General features: G+C 67.4%; 17 protein-coding genes. 6 read left to right on the forward strand and 11 right to left on the reverse strand.

The window, feature by feature from the left end:
- The first annotated feature begins 244 nt into the window (after window positions 1–244).
- Window positions 245–1,948 carry a DEAD/DEAH box helicase gene (locus tag B7D75_RS10935; RefSeq protein WP_079381759.1) on the forward strand — a complete coding sequence of 568 codons (1,704 nt, stop codon included), beginning with the start codon at window positions 245–247 and terminating at the stop codon, window positions 1,946–1,948.
- A gap of 398 nt (window positions 1,949–2,346) precedes the next feature.
- Here B7D75_RS10935 and B7D75_RS10940 read toward each other — a convergent pair whose 3' ends face one another.
- From B7D75_RS10940 to B7D75_RS10965, 6 genes are all read right to left on the reverse strand, one after another.
- A complete protein-coding gene (locus tag B7D75_RS10940; protein WP_034078574.1) occupies window positions 2,347–3,117 on the reverse strand; it encodes a DODA-type extradiol aromatic ring-opening family dioxygenase in 771 nt (256 codons plus the stop codon).
- Window positions 3,118–3,207: 90 nt separating this feature from the next.
- The gene (locus tag B7D75_RS10945; protein WP_034078576.1) at window positions 3,208–4,155 is read right to left on the reverse strand and encodes a LysR family transcriptional regulator; all 948 of its coding nucleotides are present in this window, start codon (window positions 4,153–4,155) and stop codon (window positions 3,208–3,210) included.
- 33 nt (window positions 4,156–4,188) lie between these two features.
- Complete coding sequence (locus B7D75_RS10950; RefSeq protein ID WP_107114001.1) at window positions 4,189–5,628, reverse strand: efflux transporter outer membrane subunit; 1,440 nt, start codon at window positions 5,626–5,628, stop codon at window positions 4,189–4,191.
- The gene (locus B7D75_RS10955) at window positions 5,625–6,689 is read right to left on the reverse strand and encodes an HlyD family secretion protein (protein ID WP_107114002.1); all 1,065 of its coding nucleotides are present in this window, start codon (window positions 6,687–6,689) and stop codon (window positions 5,625–5,627) included. The genes B7D75_RS10950 and B7D75_RS10955 overlap by 4 nt, the downstream gene beginning before the upstream one ends.
- 11 nt (window positions 6,690–6,700) lie before the next feature.
- On the reverse strand, window positions 6,701–8,299 hold the full coding sequence (locus B7D75_RS10960; protein WP_034078579.1) for an MFS transporter: 1,599 nt from the start codon (window positions 8,297–8,299) through the stop codon (window positions 6,701–6,703).
- Window positions 8,300–8,447: 148 nt separating this feature from the next.
- Window positions 8,448–9,407 carry a LysR family transcriptional regulator gene (locus B7D75_RS10965; protein WP_003158055.1) on the reverse strand — a complete coding sequence of 320 codons (960 nt, stop codon included), beginning with the start codon at window positions 9,405–9,407 and terminating at the stop codon, window positions 8,448–8,450.
- A gap of 128 nt (window positions 9,408–9,535) precedes the next feature.
- Here B7D75_RS10965 and B7D75_RS10970 point away from each other — a divergent pair, with 128 nt between their 5' ends.
- Together B7D75_RS10970 and B7D75_RS10975 are read left to right on the forward strand one after the other, a co-directional pair.
- Window positions 9,536–9,982, forward strand: a complete 447-nt coding sequence (locus B7D75_RS10970) for a universal stress protein (RefSeq protein ID WP_012075275.1) — start codon at window positions 9,536–9,538, stop codon at window positions 9,980–9,982.
- A 54-nt stretch (window positions 9,983–10,036) separates the two neighbouring features.
- Window positions 10,037–10,693, forward strand: a complete 657-nt coding sequence (locus tag B7D75_RS10975; RefSeq protein WP_043102320.1) for a thiopurine S-methyltransferase — start codon at window positions 10,037–10,039, stop codon at window positions 10,691–10,693.
- 31 nt (window positions 10,694–10,724) lie between these two features.
- Here B7D75_RS10975 and B7D75_RS10980 read toward each other — a convergent pair whose 3' ends face one another.
- The 4 genes from B7D75_RS10980 to B7D75_RS10995 all read right to left on the reverse strand — a co-directional run bounded on the left by B7D75_RS10980 (window position 10,725) and on the right by B7D75_RS10995 (window position 14,718).
- Window positions 10,725–11,852 carry a M14 family metallopeptidase gene (locus tag B7D75_RS10980; RefSeq protein ID WP_012075276.1) on the reverse strand — a complete coding sequence of 376 codons (1,128 nt, stop codon included), beginning with the start codon at window positions 11,850–11,852 and terminating at the stop codon, window positions 10,725–10,727.
- 140 nt (window positions 11,853–11,992) lie between these two features.
- A complete protein-coding gene (htpX, locus tag B7D75_RS10985; RefSeq protein ID WP_003090915.1) occupies window positions 11,993–12,868 on the reverse strand; it encodes a protease HtpX in 876 nt (291 codons plus the stop codon).
- Between the two features lie 133 nt (window positions 12,869–13,001).
- A complete protein-coding gene (locus tag B7D75_RS10990; protein WP_012075277.1) occupies window positions 13,002–13,454 on the reverse strand; it encodes a hypothetical protein in 453 nt (150 codons plus the stop codon).
- A gap of 52 nt (window positions 13,455–13,506) precedes the next feature.
- Window positions 13,507–14,718, reverse strand: coding sequence for a pyridoxal phosphate-dependent aminotransferase (locus B7D75_RS10995; protein WP_012075278.1), 1,212 nt, complete (start codon window positions 14,716–14,718; stop codon window positions 13,507–13,509).
- A gap of 184 nt (window positions 14,719–14,902) precedes the next feature.
- Between B7D75_RS10995 and msrB the strand changes: the two genes are divergently transcribed.
- From msrB to ospR, 3 genes are all read left to right on the forward strand, one after another.
- Entirely contained in the window at window positions 14,903–15,301 is a 399-nt protein-coding gene (msrB, locus tag B7D75_RS11000; RefSeq protein ID WP_003154987.1) for a peptide-methionine (R)-S-oxide reductase MsrB, read from the forward strand.
- Window positions 15,302–15,414: 113 nt separating this feature from the next.
- On the forward strand, window positions 15,415–15,900 hold the full coding sequence (locus B7D75_RS11005) for a glutathione peroxidase (protein ID WP_012075279.1): 486 nt from the start codon (window positions 15,415–15,417) through the stop codon (window positions 15,898–15,900).
- On the forward strand, window positions 15,897–16,388 hold the full coding sequence (gene ospR / locus B7D75_RS11010) for a hydroperoxide stress response transcriptional regulator OspR (protein WP_003154983.1): 492 nt from the start codon (window positions 15,897–15,899) through the stop codon (window positions 16,386–16,388). Before B7D75_RS11005 ends, ospR begins: the two co-directional genes overlap by 4 nt.
- A 141-nt stretch (window positions 16,389–16,529) precedes the next feature.
- On the opposite strand, the gene B7D75_RS11015 is transcribed toward ospR, so the two are convergent.
- Window positions 16,530–18,914 (reverse strand): ATP-binding protein, encoded by a 2,385-nt coding sequence (locus B7D75_RS11015; RefSeq protein ID WP_053817024.1) that lies wholly within the window; start codon window positions 18,912–18,914, stop codon window positions 16,530–16,532.
- Window positions 18,915–18,970: the final 56 nt, after the last annotated feature.

Below are 18,970 nucleotides of genomic sequence, written 5' to 3' on the forward strand. Positions count from 1 at the left end.
TCAGCTCCTCTGACGACGCATGTCGGAAAAAACGCACACAAACGACAAAATTCCGGTATGATGCGCGCCGGTCAAAAACGACCCCGTTCAGGACCTGCATTTTTCGGAGCGCTGTGCTCTGGCTGTGTATCCGCTCTGCGGATCTCCTTTACGTAATCTTCTAATTCAAAAGCAATCTCGCAAATCCCGCCCCAGCTGCCTGGGTGGCCGTTCTGGCCGTACAGGGCATGAGCAGCCATGGGTCATGGGTCTTTGCGGATGTATACGAGGCAAACCCATGACTCAGGAAACCGTCGGCTTCGCCGCGCTCGGTATTCACCCCAATGTGCTCGCGGCAATCACCGCCGTAGGCTATGAAGAGCCTTCGCCTATCCAGGCTCAATCGATTCCGCTGATCCTCGAAGGTCACGACATGATTGGCCAGGCGCAGACCGGCACCGGCAAGACCGCCGCCTTCGCCCTGCCGCTACTGTCGCGCATCGACCCGAGCCGCCGCGAGCCGCAGATGCTGGTGCTGGTGCCGACCCGCGAGCTGGCCCTGCAGGTCGCCACCGCCTGCGAAACCTATTCCAAGCAGTTGCCGGGCGTCGGCGTGGTCGCCGTCTACGGTGGCGCACCCATGGGCCCGCAACTGAAGGCCCTGCGCCAGGGCGCGCAGATCCTCGTCGCTACCCCCGGCCGCCTGTGCGATCACCTGCGCCGCGACGAGAAGCTGCTGGCCACCGTCCAGCGCCTGGTGCTCGACGAGGCCGACGAGATGCTCAAGCTCGGCTTCATGGACGATCTCGAAGTGATCTTCGAGGCGCTGCCCGAGTCGCGCCAGACCGTGCTCTTCTCGGCGACCCTGCCGGCCTCCATCCGTGGCATCGCCGAGCGTCACCTGAAGCAGCCGAAGCACGTCAAGATCGCCGCCAAGACCCAGACCGTGGCGCGCATCGAGCAGGTCCACCTGATGGTCCATGCCGACCAGAAGGCCGGTTCGATCCAGCGCCTGCTGGAAGTCGAGCAGTTCGACGCGCTGATCGCCTTCGTCCGCACCAAGCAGGCCACCCTCGACTACGCCGAGCTGCTGGAGCGCCAGGGCTATCGTGCCGCCGCGCTGAACGGCGACATGCCGCAGGCCCAGCGCGAGCGGGTGATCGAGTCGCTGAAGGACGGCTCGCTGGACATCGTCATCGCCACCGACGTCGCCGCCCGTGGCCTGGACGTGCCGCGCATCACCCATGTACTGAACATCGACATGCCGTACGATCCGGAGTCCTACGTGCACCGCATCGGCCGTACCGGTCGTGCCGGCCGCGAGGGCCGCGCCCTGTTGCTGGTGACCCCGCGCGAGCGGCGCATGCTGCAGGTGATCGAGCGGGTCACCGGGCAGAAGGTCGGCGAGGTTCGCCTGCCGGACCCCGAGACCGTGCTGGAAGCCCGTCTGGCACGCCTGGCCGCGAGCCTCTCGCCGCTGCTGGAGAGCGCCGTCGCGCAGCGCGGCGCGGTGCGCGACGAACTCTGCCGCCGCCTGGACTGCGATGCCGAGACCCTGGCCGCCGCGCTGCTGGCGCGCCTGACCGCCGGCAAGGCGCTGGACCTGGAGTCGGTGCGCCGCGAACAGCCGCTGACTCCTTCGGCGCCGCGTGAGCGTGCCGAGCGCGGTGAGCGTGGCGAGCGTCCCGAGCGCAGCGGCGAACGCCGGCCGATGGCACCGCCGAGCGAAGGCCGGGCCCGCTGCCGCACCGCCCTGGGCGCGCGCGACGGCGTCGCGGCGAAGAACCTGCTGGGCGCGATCCTCAACGAGGGCGGCCTGTCCCGCGAGGACATCGGTCGTATCCAGATCCGCGACACCTTCAGCCTGATCGAGCTGCCCGAGGCCAACCTCGAGCGTTTGCTGACCAAGCTCAAGGACACCCGCGTCGCCGGCAAGGCCCTGCGCCTGCGCCGCTATCGCGAGGACTGAGGTCCAGCGCGATGAAAAAGCCCCGCTTCGGCGGGGCTTTTTCATGGGGCGGGCAGCATGGACTTGATGGTTGCTGGCCAGGCTGCTTTCCGTGCCTGCCCCGGCTTCTCGTTTCGTCCTCCCCGGCGAGCCCCTTTGGCAAGCGTCCTAAAGGAAACAAAAGGCTCGCCCAGCCGCCAGGGCAGGCACCACTTCGTGCATGCCAGATTTCCGCATACCGAAGTCCTGATCCGTAGGGCGAATAGCCGCTTGCGGTTATCCGTCGCTTATCCGTGACATCGGCGGTCGCGCTACGGGACTCTATCGCTCGCGATTTCCTGGCGGCCTGCAGGACAGCTGAAACCTCCCAGCTTCCGGCGGGAAGCCAGTGCTTTCCGCCAGCCCCGCGAGAGGCCCCGTCAATCGAAGCGATAGATATCCATCCCCAGCGAGCCCAGGGTAAAGCCGCTGTGCTCGACGCGCATATCGCCGCCGCCTGCGCCGCGGGCGAAGAACAGCGGCAGCAGATGCTCGTCGCTGGGGTGGTTGCGCGCCGCCCAGGGCGCCTGCCGGCGGTAATCGTGGAGCGCGGCTTCGTCGTCGGCCTGGAGCTTTTCCACCATCCAATCACGGAACTCCCGTGCCCAGGGCGCGATGGCTTCCGGCCCGGCGTGCCAGTCCAGTTCGCCGAGGTTGTGGGTGATGCTGCCGGAGCCGATCAGCAGCACGCCTTCCCCGCGCAGCTGGCGCAGGGCCTGGCCGACGCGGGTCTGCAGGGCGGCGCCGAGGCGGCTGGGCAGGGACAGTTGCAGCACCGGGATGTCCGCCTGCGGATACATCAGGCTCAGTGGCACCCAGGTGCCGTGGTCGAGCGGACGCCGGGGGTCGGCCTGCGCCGGCAGGCCGCCGGCCTCGAGCAGGTCGATGACCCGCTGCGCCAGCGCCGGCGCGCCCTGGGCCGGGTAGCGTACGGCGTACAGGGCCGGCGGGAAGCCATAGAAGTCGTGCCAGATGCCCGGCGTGGCGGCGCTGGTCACCCGCAGATCGTCGCTTTCCCAGTGCGCGGAAACCACCAGGATCGCCCTGGGGCGTGGCAGTTCCGTGGCCAGGCGGCGCAGCTGCACGCCGCTGGGGCCCGGGTCGAGGGCAAGCATCGGCGAGCCGTGGGAGATGTAGAGAGTCGGTAGCATGATTCACCTCGTGACTCGGATGAGCCATGTTCCTCCGCGCATAGATCGAAAACCAGTATATGTTTTCGAGAATTCCCATCGATCAGCTCGCTAGGTCCAGCCCGGCGCCCAGTGACGGCGGTCGTCGAGGATCGCCCGGTCTCGTTCGAGCGCCAGGGGCAGGCGTTCCCTGAGGAAGTCGATCCAGGTGCGGATCTTCGCGTCGAGGTAGCGCCGCGACGGATACAGGGCGAAGACCTCGCGCGGCAGCAGCCGGTAGTCGGGCAGCACGCGCAGCAGGCGACCGTCCTGCAACGCCCGGGCGGCGACGAAGCCGGGCAGCAGGCAGACGCCGAGTCCGGCGCTGGCGGCGAGGCAGGCGGCTTCGGGGAGATTGACCTTGAGCACGTCGCGGACCTCGACGCGCGCCTCGGCCCCGTCGCGGACGAAGGACCAGGCCTGCGCACCGGACGCCCCGGCGATCTGCAGGCAGCGATGGTGCCGCAGCTCCCACGGGGACCGCGGGGCGCCGTGCCGTTCCAGGTAGGCCGGGGCGGCACAGGCCACGCTGAACACGTGGCCGAGCTCGCGGGCGACCAGTGACGAGTCGGGCAGCGCGCGGCCGAGGACGACCAGCATGTCCAGCCCTTCGTCGAGCAGTGCCGGGCTGTCCTGGGTCAGCGACAGGTCGACGCAGACCTCCGGGTACCGGTCCAGGTAGTCGGCCAGCAGCGGCATCAGGTGTCCGAGGCCGAGTTCGGTAGCCGCGTGGACGCGCAGGCGACCGCTGGGGTGCGACTGGCTGTCTTCGACGTCCGCCGCCGCGGCGGCGACCGTGCGCAGGATCTGCTTGCAGTGTTCGTAGTAGCGCAGCCCGGTTTCGGTTACCACCACGCTGCGCGTGTTGCGCTGCAGCAGGCGTGCCGAGAGTGCCTGTTCGAGCCCGGCGACCTGCCGCGAAACGGTTGCCGGCGAGGTGCCCAGCAGGCGGGCGGCCTGGGTGAAGCTGCCGTGCTCCACCACGCGGACGAAGGTTCGTATGCCCTGCAGCAGGTCCATGTCCTAATCCTTCATCGTCACGCGCAGCGACGTTCAGCCCGAGGCTGCGTCTTCCGCCTGGCTCCAGCCGCCCCCCAGGGCCTTGTACAGGTTGACCAGGGTCAGCGAGACCGCTTCGACGCTGCCGACCTGCTGCTCCTGGTTGTCCAGCAGTTGCCGCTGGCTGTCGAGCACGCTGAGGAAATCCACCGCGCCGGCGCGGTACTGTTCGCGGGCGCTTTCCAGGGCGCGGCGGTTCTGCACCACGGCTTCGCCGAGGCGTTCCCGGCGGCGCTGGTTGGCGGCGTAGTCGTGCATCGCGTCGTCGACTTCCTGCCAGGCACGGAGCACGGTGCGCTGGTAGTCGATGGCGGCTTCCTGCTGCTGTGCCTCGCGTAGCTCCAGGCGTCCGCGCAGGCGTCCGCCTTCGAAGATCGGCAGGCTGAACGCGGGGCCGATGGCGAACTGGCGATGGTCCCAGTCGCCCAGGCTGGACAGTTGCAGGGATTCGAAACCGAAGTTGCCGTTGAGCGTGATGCGCGGATAGAAGTCCGCCTTGGCCACGCCGATGCTGGCGGTGGCGGCGTGCAGGCGCGCTTCGGCACGGCGGATGTCGGGGCGGCGCTGGGCCAGTTCCGACGGCAGGCCGACCGGCACGCTGCCCGGCGGACGCGGAATCTCCCGCGCCGGGCCGAGTTCGGCGAGCAGGCTGCCGGGGCTGGCGCCGACCAGGTAGCCGAGGGCGTTGACCAGATGCGCCTGGCGCTTCTCCAGTTCCGGCAGGCGCGCCTCCATGCTGGCCACCTGGGCCAGCGCCTGGGCCACCTCGAGATCGGTGGCGACGCCGTTGGCCAGGCGCGTGCGGGTCAGCTCCAGGCTGCGACGGGCGGTTTCGAGGTTATCGCGGACGATCCGCTCGCGGTTCTGTTCGCCGCGCAACTGGATATAGTCGCGCGCGGCTTCCGCCAGCACCGAGACCTGCACGTCGCGCAGTTCGTTCTCGCTGGCTTCCACCGTCGCGTCGGCGGCTTCCAGCTCGCGGCGCACGCGGCCCCAGAAGTCCAGCTCCCAGGAGGCGTCGAAGCCGGCCAGAGCGTGGTTGTAGTTGCCTTTGCCGGCCTTGCCGGAGGGATCGAACAGGCCGGCGCTGGTGGTCCGTTGACGCTGGTAGGTGCCGCTGGCGTCCACCGAGGGCAGGGCGTCGCCGCCGAGGCTGCGGCGGATCGCGCGGCTCTGCTGCAGGCGCGCCGCGGCGCTGCGCAGGTCGAGGTTGGCACGCTGGACCCGTTGCAGCAGGGCGTCCAATTGCGCGTCGCCGAACAGCGTCCACCACTGTGCCGCGAGCGGCGCGGCGGCGAGCCGGCTGGGCGTGTCGTGGGCGGTCGGCTGCGGCCAGGCGGCCGGCGCATCCTGGGCGGGCCGGGTGAAGTCGGGGCCGAGGCTGCAGGCGCCGAGCGCAAGGCTGGCAATAAGCAGGAGCGGAGTGCCTTTCATTGCTGGGCGACCTCGGCGGTGGCGGTACCGGTCGCGGTATCGATCCGCGCATCCACCGACATTCCTACCCGCAGCCTTCCAACCAGCGCCTGGCGCGGTTCGAGGAGGATCTTCACGGGGATCCGCTGGACCACCTTGGTGAAGTTGCCGGTGGCGTTGTCCGGGGCGATCGGCGCGAAGCTCAGGCCGGTGGCCGGGGCGATGCTGTCGACGTGACCGCGCAGGACCTCGCCGGGGAAGGTGTCGACGCGGATTTCCACGGCCTGGCCGGGGCGCACGTGGGTCAGCTGGGTTTCCTGGAAGTTGCCGACCACATAGGCCTGCTGCAGCGGCACAACCGCCAGCAGTGCGCTGCCCGGGGTGACATAGGCGCCGACACGCAACTGGCGGCGGCCGACCATGCCGTCGAAGGGGGCGCGGATCTCGCAGTAGGACAGGTCCAGGCGCGCCTGGTCGCGCCGCGCCTGCATGCGTTGCAGGTCACCGCGGGCCTGGCCGACACGGGCTTCGAGGACGCTCACCTGCTTGCGCGTGGCGTCCACCGCAGCCTGGTCCTCGGCCAGCCGGGCGCTGGCGGTATCGATCCGCGACTGCGCCTGCTGGGCGTTCTGCAGGCTGCCGGCGCCCTTGCTGGCGAGGGTCTGGTAGCGGCTTTGCTCGTGTCGGGCGAAGACCAGCTCGGCCTGGTCGGCGCGGACCTTGGCCCGCGCCTGTTCGATCAGCGCCTGCTGGCGTTGCAGGTTGGCCTCGGCATTGGCCAGGTTGGCGTCGGCGCCGAGCACATCGGCCTCGGCGGCGGCCAGGGCGGTGCGGAAGTCGCGGTCGTCTAGGCGGGCGAGCAACTGGCCGGCCTTGACCGGCTGATTGTCCTCGACCAGCACGTCCTGTACGAAGCCGGCGACTTTCGGCGCGACCAGGGTGAAATCGGCGTGCACATAGGCGTCGTCGGTGCTCTGCACGACCCGTGGGGAGAGCAGGTGGAACAGCAGGTAGACCAGCAGGATCAGGACCAGCAGGGCGGCGAGCAGCAGGCTGCCCTTGCGCGAAGTGATGAACGACATACAGCGACCTTTCAGTGTGTGGGAGCGACCGGGCGGGGCGGATAGGCCCGTTGCGGCAGGATCGGAATCAGGATCAGCAGGGCGCAGGCCAGGCCGGCCATCGCCATCAGCACGTCGGCGTTGGCCAGCACCTGGGCCTGTTGGCGGGCCTGTTCGGCCAGGTGCTGCCAGTGCGCGGCGGAGTCGGCGCCCGGTTGCAGGCCGGCGATCTGTTGCAGGCGCAGTTCGACAGCCTGGGATGCATTGCCCAGGTGATCGACCAGGCGGTTGGAGTGATAGTGCTCGCGGGCGGTGCCGAGGGCGCCGATCACCGCGGTGGCGGCTACCCCCGAGAAGCCGCGGACGGTGTTGAACCAGGCCGAGGCGAACGGCCCCTCGATGGGCGCGATGACGCTGGTGGAAAGCATCAGCAGCGGAATCACCGCCATCGGCTGGCCGACCACCAGCAACAGCATCGGCAGGTAGAAATCCTCACGTACCCAGTCCGCCGTCAACTGGCTGAAGCTCAGGCAGGCACCGCCGCACAGGCACAGGCCACAGGCCAGCACCCAGCGACAGTCGACCCGCGGGATATTGCACAGCGCCGCCACCAGCGGCAGCGCGACCAGTTGCGGCAGGGCCAGCAGGAGCACCATCGGTACGCTTTGCAGGGGGCGATAGCCGCGGATCTCGGCGAGGAACTCGGTCGGCACGCCCAGGCTCGCGCCGAGCACCACCAGCACGCCGGCCAGGGTGATGAGGGCGAAGGTCAGGTTGCGCCGTTTCAGCAATTGCAGACGGAAGAACGGTAGCGGGTGGCTCCATTCATTGACCAGGAACAGCACCAGCAACAGGCTGCCGCCGCCCAGCAGCAGGCCGATCAGCGGCGATTCGAACCAGTCCAGGCGTTCGCCCTGGAGCAGCCCGATCACCAGCGCGCAGATCGCCGGGAAGCCGGTGAGCAGGCCGATCCCGTCGAACTGGCGGAAGCGCTCCAGACGCACCGGGTCCTGCGGAATGCCGTAGGACACCGCGGCCATCGCCACCAGGCACAGCGGAATGACCTGCCAGAATACCCACTGCCAGCCGACGTATTCGAACCAGAACGCCGCCAGCGGCAGGCCCAGGTTGGGCCCGAAGGTGGCGGTGAGGGCGTAGGCCCCCAGGCCGTAGAGCTTGATGCCCGGCGGCAGGAAGCGCAGCGCCACGGTCATCAGCATCGGCGGCAGGCAGCCGGCCATCAGTCCCTGCAGGGTACGCAGTGCCAGCAGGCTCTCGAGGTTCGGTGCGAACGGGCAGAGTAGCGCCAGCAGGGCGAAGCCGCCGATGGCGAACAGGGTGAAGCGGCGCAGCGAGAAGGTCACCGAGCACCAGGGCGCGAAAGCCATGGCGGCGACCTGGGTGGCCTCGTAGAGGACGGTCAGCCAGGTGCCTTCGTCATGGCCGATGGCGAGGGCGCCACGCACGTCGGTCATGGCGATCTCGGTGACATGGCCGTTGAGGCCGGCGCTGAGCGAGGCGAGCAGGACACCGAGCAGGCCGATGACGATGCGCGCGCCGAACGGCTGCGCGACCGGGGCGGTTGGTGTGGACGGCGTCGCCTGGGCGAGCGGGGGGCTGAGCGAGGTCATTGCCGCGCCCTCCCGGGGGAGGCGGCGGCCCTGTGGATGATGCAAGGCATGAGCGGAAACTCTTCTGATTTCCGCTGCAGTCTAGGGAGCTACAGGAAGTGTGAAAATTGAAATGATTTGAATGAATCAGTGTGTCCAGTGCACGATTTCAGTTCGAGCCCAGCAGCGGGTGGGGATCGTTCTGCACCTCCTCGCAGATCCGCTTGATGGTCTGCCGGAACCAGCGATGGGCGGGGTCGTTGTCGAAGCGCGGATGCCAGGCCTGGACCACCATCACGGTCTTCAGCGGTACCGGGATGTCGAACTGGCGCAGGCCCAGGCCCAGGCGATTGGCGCGCCACAGGGAATGTTCGGCGATCGGCAGCAGCAGGTTGGAGCCGGGCAGGGCGAAGATCGCCGAGTGGAAGGTCGGGCTGATCAGCTTGACATCGCGCTCCAGGCCGATTTCCGCCAGGGCCTGGTCCAGGGGGCCGTGGTTGAGGCCGCGGCGCGAGACGGCGATATGCGGGAAGGCGACGAAGCGCTGCGGGGTGACCTCGCCGTCGAAGATCGGATGACCCTGGCGGGCCAGGCCGACGAAGCGGGTGGTAAGCAGTTGCTGGGTCTTGACCTCAGGCTCCATCCAGGACGAAGCGCCGATGTAGAGATCGATGCGGTTTTGCCGCAGCGCCTCGTCATCGATGTCCGACTCCTGGACGAAGCGCAGCGTGCAGCGTGGCGCTTCCTCGGCGAAGATCTCCAGCAGGCGGATCGACAGGCCGCCGACCAGGGTGTTGTTGGAGCGCAGGGTGAAGCAGCGTTCCAGTTTGTCCAGTTCGATGGTTTCGCGGGTGTTGAACAGGTCGCGGGCCTGGTCCACCAGTTGCTTCACCTGTTCCTGCAATTCCAGGGCGCGGGGTGTGGGCACCAGCTTGCGGCCGGCGCGGACCATGATCGGGTCGCCTACCGCCTCGCGGATTCGCGACAGGGTGCGGCTCATCGCCGGAGGACTGAGATGCATGCGGCGCGCGGCTCCGACCACGCTGCCCTCTTCGAGAAGAATGTTGAGGGCGACCAGGAGATTCAGATCGGGAAGATGCATGGTCTGGAAGTATAGGCGGGCTGGCATGCGTCCTGTGCAATCTTTTTTCCGGCCAGGCGTGCGTTCACCGCACGCCTGGATTGCGTCCGCGGTGCCTTTACGCGCGCCCTGGGCTGCCGAAGAATGCCGCGGCCATCACTGCCGGAGGATTTTCCATGTTCCAGAGACTTCTGGTCGCCATCGACGGCGGCCCGCAGACCTGTCGCATCGCCGAGCTGGCGCGCCGGGCCGCCGCGCCGGGCGCGCGGATCCAGCTATTGTGCGCGGTGGATGCCGGCTACGCCCTGCCGGGACGGCCGACGCTGCTCGACTACCCGCCTGCCGCGCACGAGTGCGAGGAAGCCCGACAGGTGCTCGACGAGGCTCGCGCGCTGCTCGCCGGAGAGGCGCTGCAGGTAGAGGCCGAGCTGCGCGCCGGCGACCCGGTGCAGGTGATCCTCGGCGAGGCGCGGCGCCTGGACTGCGACCTGATCGTCATCGGCCACCGCCACCTGGGGCGCCTGGAGCGCCTGCTCGATCCTTCCGTCGGCAACCGGGTGATCCGCGAGGCGCCGTGCCCGGTGCTGGTGGAAGTGCGCGAGGAGGATGCGCGGGGGAGTTGACCTGCCGGCCGATTGCCGCCACCTTGCGGTTTTTCCACGAATGCGGAGGGCAGGATGCAGGCGGATTTTTGGCACGCCCGCTGGGCGAACAACCAGATCGGCTTCCATCTGGACGAGGTCAATCCCTACCTGATGCGCCACCTGTCGCGGCTGCGACTGCAAGCGGGCGAGCAGGTCCTGGTGCCGCTGTGCGGCAAGACCCTGGACCTGGCCTGGCTGGCCGCGCAGGGCCTGGATGTGCTGGGGGTGGAGCTTTCGGAAAAGGCCGTGAGCGATTTCTTCGCGGAGAACGGCCTGCAACCGGCGATCGACCAGTTGGATGGCTTCCGTCGCTACCGGGCCGCCGGCATCACCCTGCTGCAGGGGGACTTCTTCGCTCTGCAGTCCGGGCACCTGGCAGGGTGCCGCGCGTTCTACGACCGCGCCGCGCTGATCGCCTTGCCGCCGGATATGCGCGAGCGCTATGCCGGCCATCTGCAGGCGATCCTGCCGGCGCGCAGCCTGGGGCTGCTGGTCACCATCGACTATCCGCAGGGGGAAATGGCCGGGCCGCCGTTCGCCGTGCCCGACGCCGAGGTGCGTGAGCATTACGCCGCGGGCTGGCGCATCGAGGAACTGGAGCGCGGCGATGTGCTCGGCGTCAACTGGAAGTTCCTCGAGCGCGGGGTGTCCTGGCTGAACGAAGCCGTCTACCTGCTGCAGAGAGGTTGAAACGGGGCGCCCCGTGGCGCCCCGCTGGAGTTCAGCGAAGTTCGTCGACCAGCGTTGCGAGGGTGCTCAGGACGTCCTGGCCGAGGCGCTTGGAGCGAGCGCCGGACCAGCCGGTACCCGGCTCCGGGTTATCGTCGTGGTCCTTGAACGGCATCTCGATGGTGAACGCCAGGCAATCGTAGGTCTGCCCGACGAAATTGCAGGCCAGCGCCAGGTTGGCCTGGCCCGGCGCGCTGCGCGGATAGCCGTGGCGGGTCTGGAACTCGCCGCGGGCCATCAGTTCATCACGGAAGCGCTGTTCGAGGCGCTCCAGGCGCGGCGTATAGCCCGGGTTGCCTTCGCAGCCGGCGGCGAACACGTGGGGAATCTCCTCGTCGCCGTGGATGTCGAGGAACAGGTCGACGCCATGGCGCTTCATCTCCTGCTGGACGAACAAGACTTCCGGGCTGCGCTCGGCGCTCGGTTCCAGCCAGGCGCGGTTGAGATCCTGGCCGGCGGCGTTGGTGCGCAGGTTGCCGTGGAGCGCGCCGTCCGGGTTCATGTTCGGCACCAGGTAGAGTTCGGCTTTTTCCAGCAGGCGCTGCATTTCCGTATCGTCCGGGCGTTGCAGGCGCTCGATCAGGCCTTCCATGAACCATTCGGCCATGTGCTCGCCGGGATGCTGCTGGGCGATGATCCACAGCTTCAGGCGACTGTCGGGATGGCGCTTGACCCGCAGCAGTTCGATGTCGCGACCTTGCACGCTGGTGCCGACGGCGAGCCGTTCGACGCCCTCGATCCCGAGCGCACGTTCGATCAGGCGGGCATGCCGTTCGCGGCTGTAGGGCTCGAAGTAGGCGAAGCGGACTTCGCTTTCCTCAGGCTCCAGCTGGAAGTGCAGGCCGTCGGCGTCGTACTGCGAAGGCACGCGGAACCAGCGTTCGCCATCGTACGAAGCGACCGCCTGGTAGCCGCTCCAGGCGTGGCTGTAGGCCGACTGGCCGGCGTTGACCAGGGTGAAGCGGTGCTCCGTGGCGGGGAGCATCCCCTCGACCTTGAAGTGGAACCACTGGAAGTGCTGGCTGGCCAGGTCCGGACGGATCGCCAGGCGGATCCGGCGGGGATCGCTGGCATCGATGACCTGGATGTTGCCGCTGTCGAAATCGGCGCGGATCTGCATGGGAACCTCATCGAACGAAAATCACGGACCTGCATGTTCCGGGGCGGATCGGCGGCTGTCAAAGCGACCATGGATAGGTGGCTTTCCCGGCATAAAAAAAGGGCGACCGATGGTCGCCCTGTCCCAAGTGTGAAAGCGGCTCAGCGAGCGCTGGCGCGCAGCGCTTCGATGCGATCTTCCAGCGGCGGGTGGCTCATCAGCAGGCCGGCCAGGCCGTGCTTGAGGCCGCCATTGATGCCGAAGGCGTTCAGGGTGTCGGGCATCTGCACCGGCACGCCCTGTTCCGAACGCAGGCGTTGCAGCGCGGCGATCATCGCGCCGGTGCCGGCGAGGTGGGCGCCGGCGGCGTCGGCGCGGAACTCGCGGCGACGCGAGAACCACATGACGATGATGCTGGCGAGGATGCCGAGCACCAGTTCGGCGAAGATGGTCGCGACGAAGTAGCCGATACCCGGACCGTCCTCGTTCTTCAGGATGGCCTTGTCGACGAAGTTGCCGAAGATCCGCGCGAAGAACATCACGAAGGTGTTCACCACGCCCTGGATCAACGCCAGGGTGACCATGTCGCCGTTGGCGACGTGGCCGATCTCGTGGGCGAGCACGGCCTTCACCTCATCGGGCGAGAAGCGTTCGAGCAGGCCCTGGCTGACCGCGACCAGCGCGTCGTTCTTGTTCCAGCCGGTGGCGAAGGCGTTGGCCTCGTAGGCGGGGAAGATGCCGACCTCCGGCATCTTGATGCCGGCCTCGCGGGACAGTTCCTCGACGGTCTGCAGCAGCCACTGTTCGTGGCGGGTGCGCGGCTGGCTGATGACTTCGGTACCGGTGCTCATCTTCGCCATCCACTTGGAGATGAACAGCGAGACCAGCGAACCGGCGAAACCGAACACGGCGCAGAAGACCAGCAGGCTGCCGTAATTCTGGCCGGTGAAGCGGTCCACCCCGAGCAGTTTCAGGGTGATGCTGGCAATCACCAGGACTGCCAGGTTGGTGGCCAGGAACAACAGGATGCGCATCATGGTGTAAAGCTTCTCCTCACGGCTGAAGGCACGGAGCATGGTTCGCAGGCCGCTGTGGCGGGCGAACGGGCTCCTGATAATCATGCGGGGTTATATAAGGGGCGGTCCATGGCGATTCAATCGAGGGACTATTTCAAACTGTGTCGCCTTGCGCGCCCAGGCTGCCCTCGAAGAGCAGGCGGGTCAGCCCGGCCAGACATTCGCCGTCGCCCTGCGCCAGCGCCTGGCGCAACTGGTTGGCCAGGCTGGCCTGTTCGCGGCGCACGCTGGCGGGCGCCCCGGCCAGGGCCGCCGCGGCCTGGGGAACGCTGCGGGTAAGTCTTAGGAAGGCTTTTTCGCTGAGTACCGCCTGGTCGAGAGCCTCGTAGTGGATGGTGCTGGCGAAGCGCAGGTAGCCTTCCTCGGCGAGCCAGAGCAGGGCGCCCAGACAACTTTGGTGACGTTTGCTCGGCAGGCCGAACTCATCCGGCGCCTCGCGGCCGACAAGGTCTTCGACGTAGAGCGCGATCTTGCGCGGGAAGGCCTGGTAGAGAAGCAGGAGGCCGCCAGCGGCGTCCTTGTGGAAGTCGTCGATCTGCAGGTCCATGGGCTCGTCATCGGCCAGGGCGGCACCCGCCGGGGTGCCGCGAGGGAGGGGGTTACTGCTGGTAGCCCTTGAGGAAGCTGCCGATGCGCAGGATCGCCTGCTCGAGGTCGTCGACGCGGGGCAGGGTGACCACCCTGAAGTGGTCGGGCCATGGCCAGTTGAAGGCGGTACCCTGGACGATCAGCAGTTTCTCCGAGAGCAGCAGGTCGAGGACGAACTTCTCGTCGTTGTGGATCGGGCAGACCTTCGGGTCGATCCGCGGGAACGCATACAGCGCGCCCATCGGTTTCACGCAGCTGACCCCGGGAATGTCGTTGAGCAGCTCCCAGGCGCGGTTGCGTTGCTCCAGCAGGCGGCCCGGCGGCAGGACCAGGTCGTTGATGCTCTGGTAGCCGCCCAGTGCGGTCTGGATCGCGTGCTGCGCCGGGACGTTGGCGCACAGGCGCATGTTGGCGAGGATGTCGAGACCCTCGATGTAGCTCTGCGCCCGCTGCTTGGGCCCGGAGATAGCCAACCAGCCGGAGCGGAACCCCGCCACCCGGTAGGACTTGGACAGGCCGTTGAAGGTCAGGCAGAGCACGTCCGGCGCCAGCGAGGCGGTGGATACGTGGACCGCGCCGTCGTAGAGGATCTTGTCGTAGATCTCGTCGGAGAACAGCACCAGGTTGTGCTGGCGGGCCAGCTCGACCATGCCTTCCAGCACTTCCTTCGAATACACGGCGCCGGTTGGGTTGTTCGGGTTGATGATCACCATCGCCTTGGTGTTCGGAGTGATCTTCGCCCTGATGTCGTCCAGGTCCGGCCACCAGTCGGCCTGCTCGTCGCACAGGTAGTGCACCGGCTTGCCGCCGGCGAGGCTGACCGCGGCGGTCCACAGCGGATAGTCGGGAGCGGGGATCAGCACTTCGTCGCCGTTGTTGAGCAGCGCCTGCATGGACATCACGATCAGCTCGGATACACCGTTGCCGAGGTAGATGTCCTCGATGCCGACGCCTTCGACCTGCTTCTGCTGGTAGTACTGCATCACCGCCTTGCGTGCGCTGAACAGGCCCTTGGAGTCGCTGTAGCCCTGGGCGGTCGGCAGGTTGCGGATGACGTCCTGGAGGATTTCCTCGGGAGCTTCGAAACCGAACGGCGCCGGGTTGCCGATGTTCAGCTTGAGGATGCGGTGACCCTCTTCCTCTAGGCGTTTGGCGTGCTTGAGCACCGGCCCGCGAATGTCATAGCAGACGTTGGCGAGCTTGTTCGATTTGCTGACCTGCATGATGTGTCGAGTCCCGAAGTGAGCGAACACCGTGGAACAGGCTGCGAAAAGCGCGGTGGCTCGCGGCTTGGCAGGCTGTAACGCGGATGACAGACTGGCGTCTATAAGGAGCACGCATGATACGTGCGGCCCGCCCCCCGGAAAAGGGAGCGCCGGGCATTTTTCAGAACGCGAGGCAGAGCCGATGAGCAAGATCGACAAACCCCTGGACTCCTGGCGCGAGGAGTTGACCGAAGAGCAGTTCCACATCTGTCGCCTGGGCGGTACCGAACGCGCCTTCAGCGGCGAGTACCACGCCACCAAGACCCCCGGCGTCTACCACTGCACCTGCTGCGGCACGGCGTTGTTCGACTCCGATGCCAAGTACGATTCCGGCAGCGGCTGGCCGAGCTACTTCCAGCCGGTGGATGGCGAGGCGGTACGTGAACTGGATGATTTCAGCCACGGCATGCACCGCATCGAAGTCCGCTGTGGCCGCTGCGATGCCCATCTGGGGCATGTCTTCCCGGACGGCCCCCGGCCAACCGGATTGCGCTATTGCATCAACTCGGCCTCGCTGAAGCTGGTGCCGCGGGAAGGATAGGCGACGACGACCCGTCCTTGGTTCGGGTCGTTTCTCGTCCAGTTTAATTGTGCGCAATTGAATTGCGGGCTATTTTATTTCCCGTCCCCCACCCACGAAAAGGAAGACAACCCATGAGCGATTCACTGCTGGACATTCCCTGCACCACCATCAAGGGCGAGCAGAAGACCCTGGCCGACTTCGGCGGCAAGGCGCTGCTGGTGGTGAACACCGCCAGCAAGTGCGGCTTCACCCCGCAGTACCAGGGACTGGAGGCATTGTGGGAGAAATACCGTGAGCGCGGCCTGGTGGTGCTCGGCTTTCCCTGCAACCAGTTCGGCAAGCAGGAGCCGGGCGACGAGGGCGAGATTTCCCGGTTCTGCGAACTGAACTACGGGGTGAGCTTCCCTCTGTTCAGGAAGATCGAGGTCAACGGCGCCGGCGCCCATCCGCTGTTCGTCAGCCTGAAGAAGCGCGCGCCGGGCCTGCTCGGCAGCCAGGGCATCAAGTGGAACTTCACCAAGTTCCTGATCGGCCGCGATGGCCGGGTGGTGCAGCGCTATGCGCCGACCACCAAGCCGGAAGAGCTTGGCTCGGCGATCGAGGCGCTGCTTGAATGAGCGCCCGGGGAAAAGTCGCCAGGCCGGATGGCGTCGAAGAATCGCTGCTGCTCGACAACCAACTGTGTTTCAAGCTGTACGCCGCCTCGCGCGCGGTGATCCGTGGCTATCGGCCGCTGCTCGAACAGATCGGCCTGACCTATCCGCAGTACCTGGTCATGCTGGTGCTCTGGGAGTGGCACGCGAGCCCGCCGGAGCAGCCGACGGTGAAGGCACTGGGCGAGCGCCTGCTGCTCGACTCGGGAACCCTGACGCCGTTGCTCAAGCGCCTCGAACAGCTCGGCCTGGTGGATCGCCGGCGCGCCAGCCATGATGAGCGGGAAGTGCACCTGGCCCTGACGTTGCCGGGGATCACCCTGCGCGAGCGGGTCATTCCGCTGCGCCAGCAACTGATCTGCAGTACCGGCTTCGATCTCAACGAGATGTTCGACCTGCACCAACGCCTGGGTGGCCTGTTGTCGCGCTTTCGCCTGGTGGCCGGTGGCTGATTCGACCAATCCATTTCGCCGCCGGGCTTCGCCATGCTGCGTTGCCGCTCCTCGCCACAGCCCGGCTGCGACTCGTCGCGGCGGCTGTCTGGCCAACCCCGGCAGTCGAGCTTCGATTGACGAGCAAAACCGTACAGGCCACTAGTCGTCGTGACGCGGCGGGGCCTGATTGCCCCTGGCCGCAGGGCACCAGCGGTCGAGGATGGCCTTCAGCTCGTCGCGGTGGAATGGCTTGGCCAGGTAGTCGTCCATTCCAGCGGCGCGGCAACGCTCGCGTTCCTCCGGCAGGGCGTTGGCGGTCAGGGCGATGATCGGCAGCCCGCCCCAGCGCCCACTGTCGCGGATCTGCCGGGTCGCTTCGTAGCCATCCATCACCGGCATGTTGCAGTCCATCAGGACCATGTCGATGGGCTGTTCTTCCAGCAGCTTCAGGGCGTTCAGACCGTGCTCGGCGATCCACACCTGGCAGCCGAGCTTGTGCAGCAGACCCTTGGCGACCAACTGGTTGACCGGGTTGTCCTCCACCAGCAGAACCCGGGTATCGCGCTGCGCGGCGGTGCCGGCGGAGGGGGGCGAGGCTGGCGCGCTGGCCTGTTCGAGGACGCTCCTGAGCGCCTGGTGCAATGGATTGCGGCCCAGCGGCCGGGCCACCTGGCGCAGCGGCGCCAGGCGGCGGGCGAGTTCGGGTTCGAGGAAACTGCCATAGGCGGTGACCAGCAGGATCGGCGTGCCGATGCGCGGACGCAGGCCCATCAGGCAATCAGGGCAATCCGAGATCAGCACGTCGAGGGAATGGCCGACCAGACTGTCGTCGGTATCCAGGCGCCGGTATTCCAGGCCCCAGCGCGGCAGCCAGGTCTGCAGCAGCTCGGCGAGCCCGCTGTTCGCCGAGCACTGCGCGATCACCCGACCGCGCAGCGGCTCTGCACGGGCTGGCGGGCTGACCTGTGCAAGGGGGAGGTTGACGCTGAACAGGCTGCCCAGGCCGACCGTCGATTCCACCATCAGCTCGCCATGCATGGCCTCGCACAGCTTGCGCGTCAGGGCCAGGCCGAGACCGGTACCGCCGTACTGGCGGGTGATGCCGGCGTCGGCCTGGGTGAATGGCTGGAAGATCCGGTCCAGGGCTTCCTGGGCGATGCCGATGCCGGTATCGCGGACGCTGATGCGCACACCGTCGGCGGTGGCTTCCACACGCACGTCGACGCGGCCCAGGCGGGTGAACTTCAGCGCGTTGGACAGCAGGTTGCTGACCACCTGGCGGATCCGCGTCGGATCGCCGGAGAGCTGGGCGGGCAGGGCGGGGTCGACCAGACAGGTGAGTTCGACGCCGGCGGCGGCGTTCTGCGAGAGCAGGCTGGCGGTATCCTCGACCAGCACGCCGAGGTCGAAGGGGATTTCTTCCAGGACCAGTTGACCGGCCTCGAACTTGGACAGGTCGAGCACGTCGTTGAGCAGTTCCACCAGGACCTTGCCGGAGTCGTGGGCGATCGACAACTGCTGGCGTTGCTCCGGGGTCAGCGGGCCGTCCAGGCTCAGCGAGAGCATGCCGAGCAGGCCGTTCAGCGGGGTGCGGATCTCGTGGCTCATGTTGGCGAGGAAGCTGGCGCGTGCCTGGGCCATGTTCAGGGCGGTCTGGCGCGCCTCTTCCAGTTCCTGGTTGGACAGCGTCAGGCGCGCGTTGGCCGCCTTGAGCTCGGCGGTGCGCGCGGCGACGATGCTTTCCAGTTCTTCCAGGTACTGGGTCAGGCGGTTCTCCGCCTCGCGGCGCTGCTCGATCTCCACCGCGATGCGGCCGAGCTGACGGTTGGTGACCTCGACCAGCACGCCGATCTCGTCGCGTTCGTGCCCCTTGGGGCAGGGCAGGCGCATGCGCGCCGGCGAGCGCGGGTCGTGGCCGCTGAGGGCCTGGATCAGGCTGACCAGGGGTTTGGTCAGCAGGGTATAGAAGAGCACCAGCAGGATCAGCGACAGCAGCAGGCTGCGGACGAAGCCGGAGAGCAGGGTGATGCCGGCGCGACGTAGAAAATCGTTGCCGAACACGAAGGTGTCGATTTCCAGTTGCAGCACGCCGAGGGCTTCCCCGGGCGCGTGGTCGACGTACAACGGGTCCTCGAACACCCGCTTGTGGCCGAAGAGGAAGTCGCTGAGCGGACGCAGGCGGCTCTCGGCGGGCTCGCGCGAGGCGCTGGCCAGTGGCAGGCCGGAGGTGTCGATGATCTCCGCGCGCACCACCGCCGGCGAGCGCAGCAGACCGAGGACCAGCTCCTGGGCGAGTTCGGCGTCGATGTTGTAGGCGATTCGCGCGGCAGGGTTGTGGCTGACGTCCAGCAGCGCGCGTACTTCGCGATTGATGGATGCGTCCTGGCTGGCATAATCGACGCCGACCTGTATCAGGCTGAGCAGGGTTCCCAGGATAAACGCCACCAGCACGGTGAGGCTGGCCTGCTTGAACGACAGGCGATGGGTCAGCGCTATATCCATGGGGGCGGGGGTCGGCCTTGGCGGGGTTCTGCCGCCTAGCATAGCCCATCCCGACCGCCTGTCGGGGCCAGTGGGCGCAACCGATGATCGATCCGTGA

The sequence above is a fragment of the Pseudomonas paraeruginosa genome (genome assembly GCF_003025345.2).
Taxonomy (GTDB): Bacteria; Pseudomonadota; Gammaproteobacteria; order Pseudomonadales; family Pseudomonadaceae; genus Pseudomonas; species Pseudomonas paraeruginosa.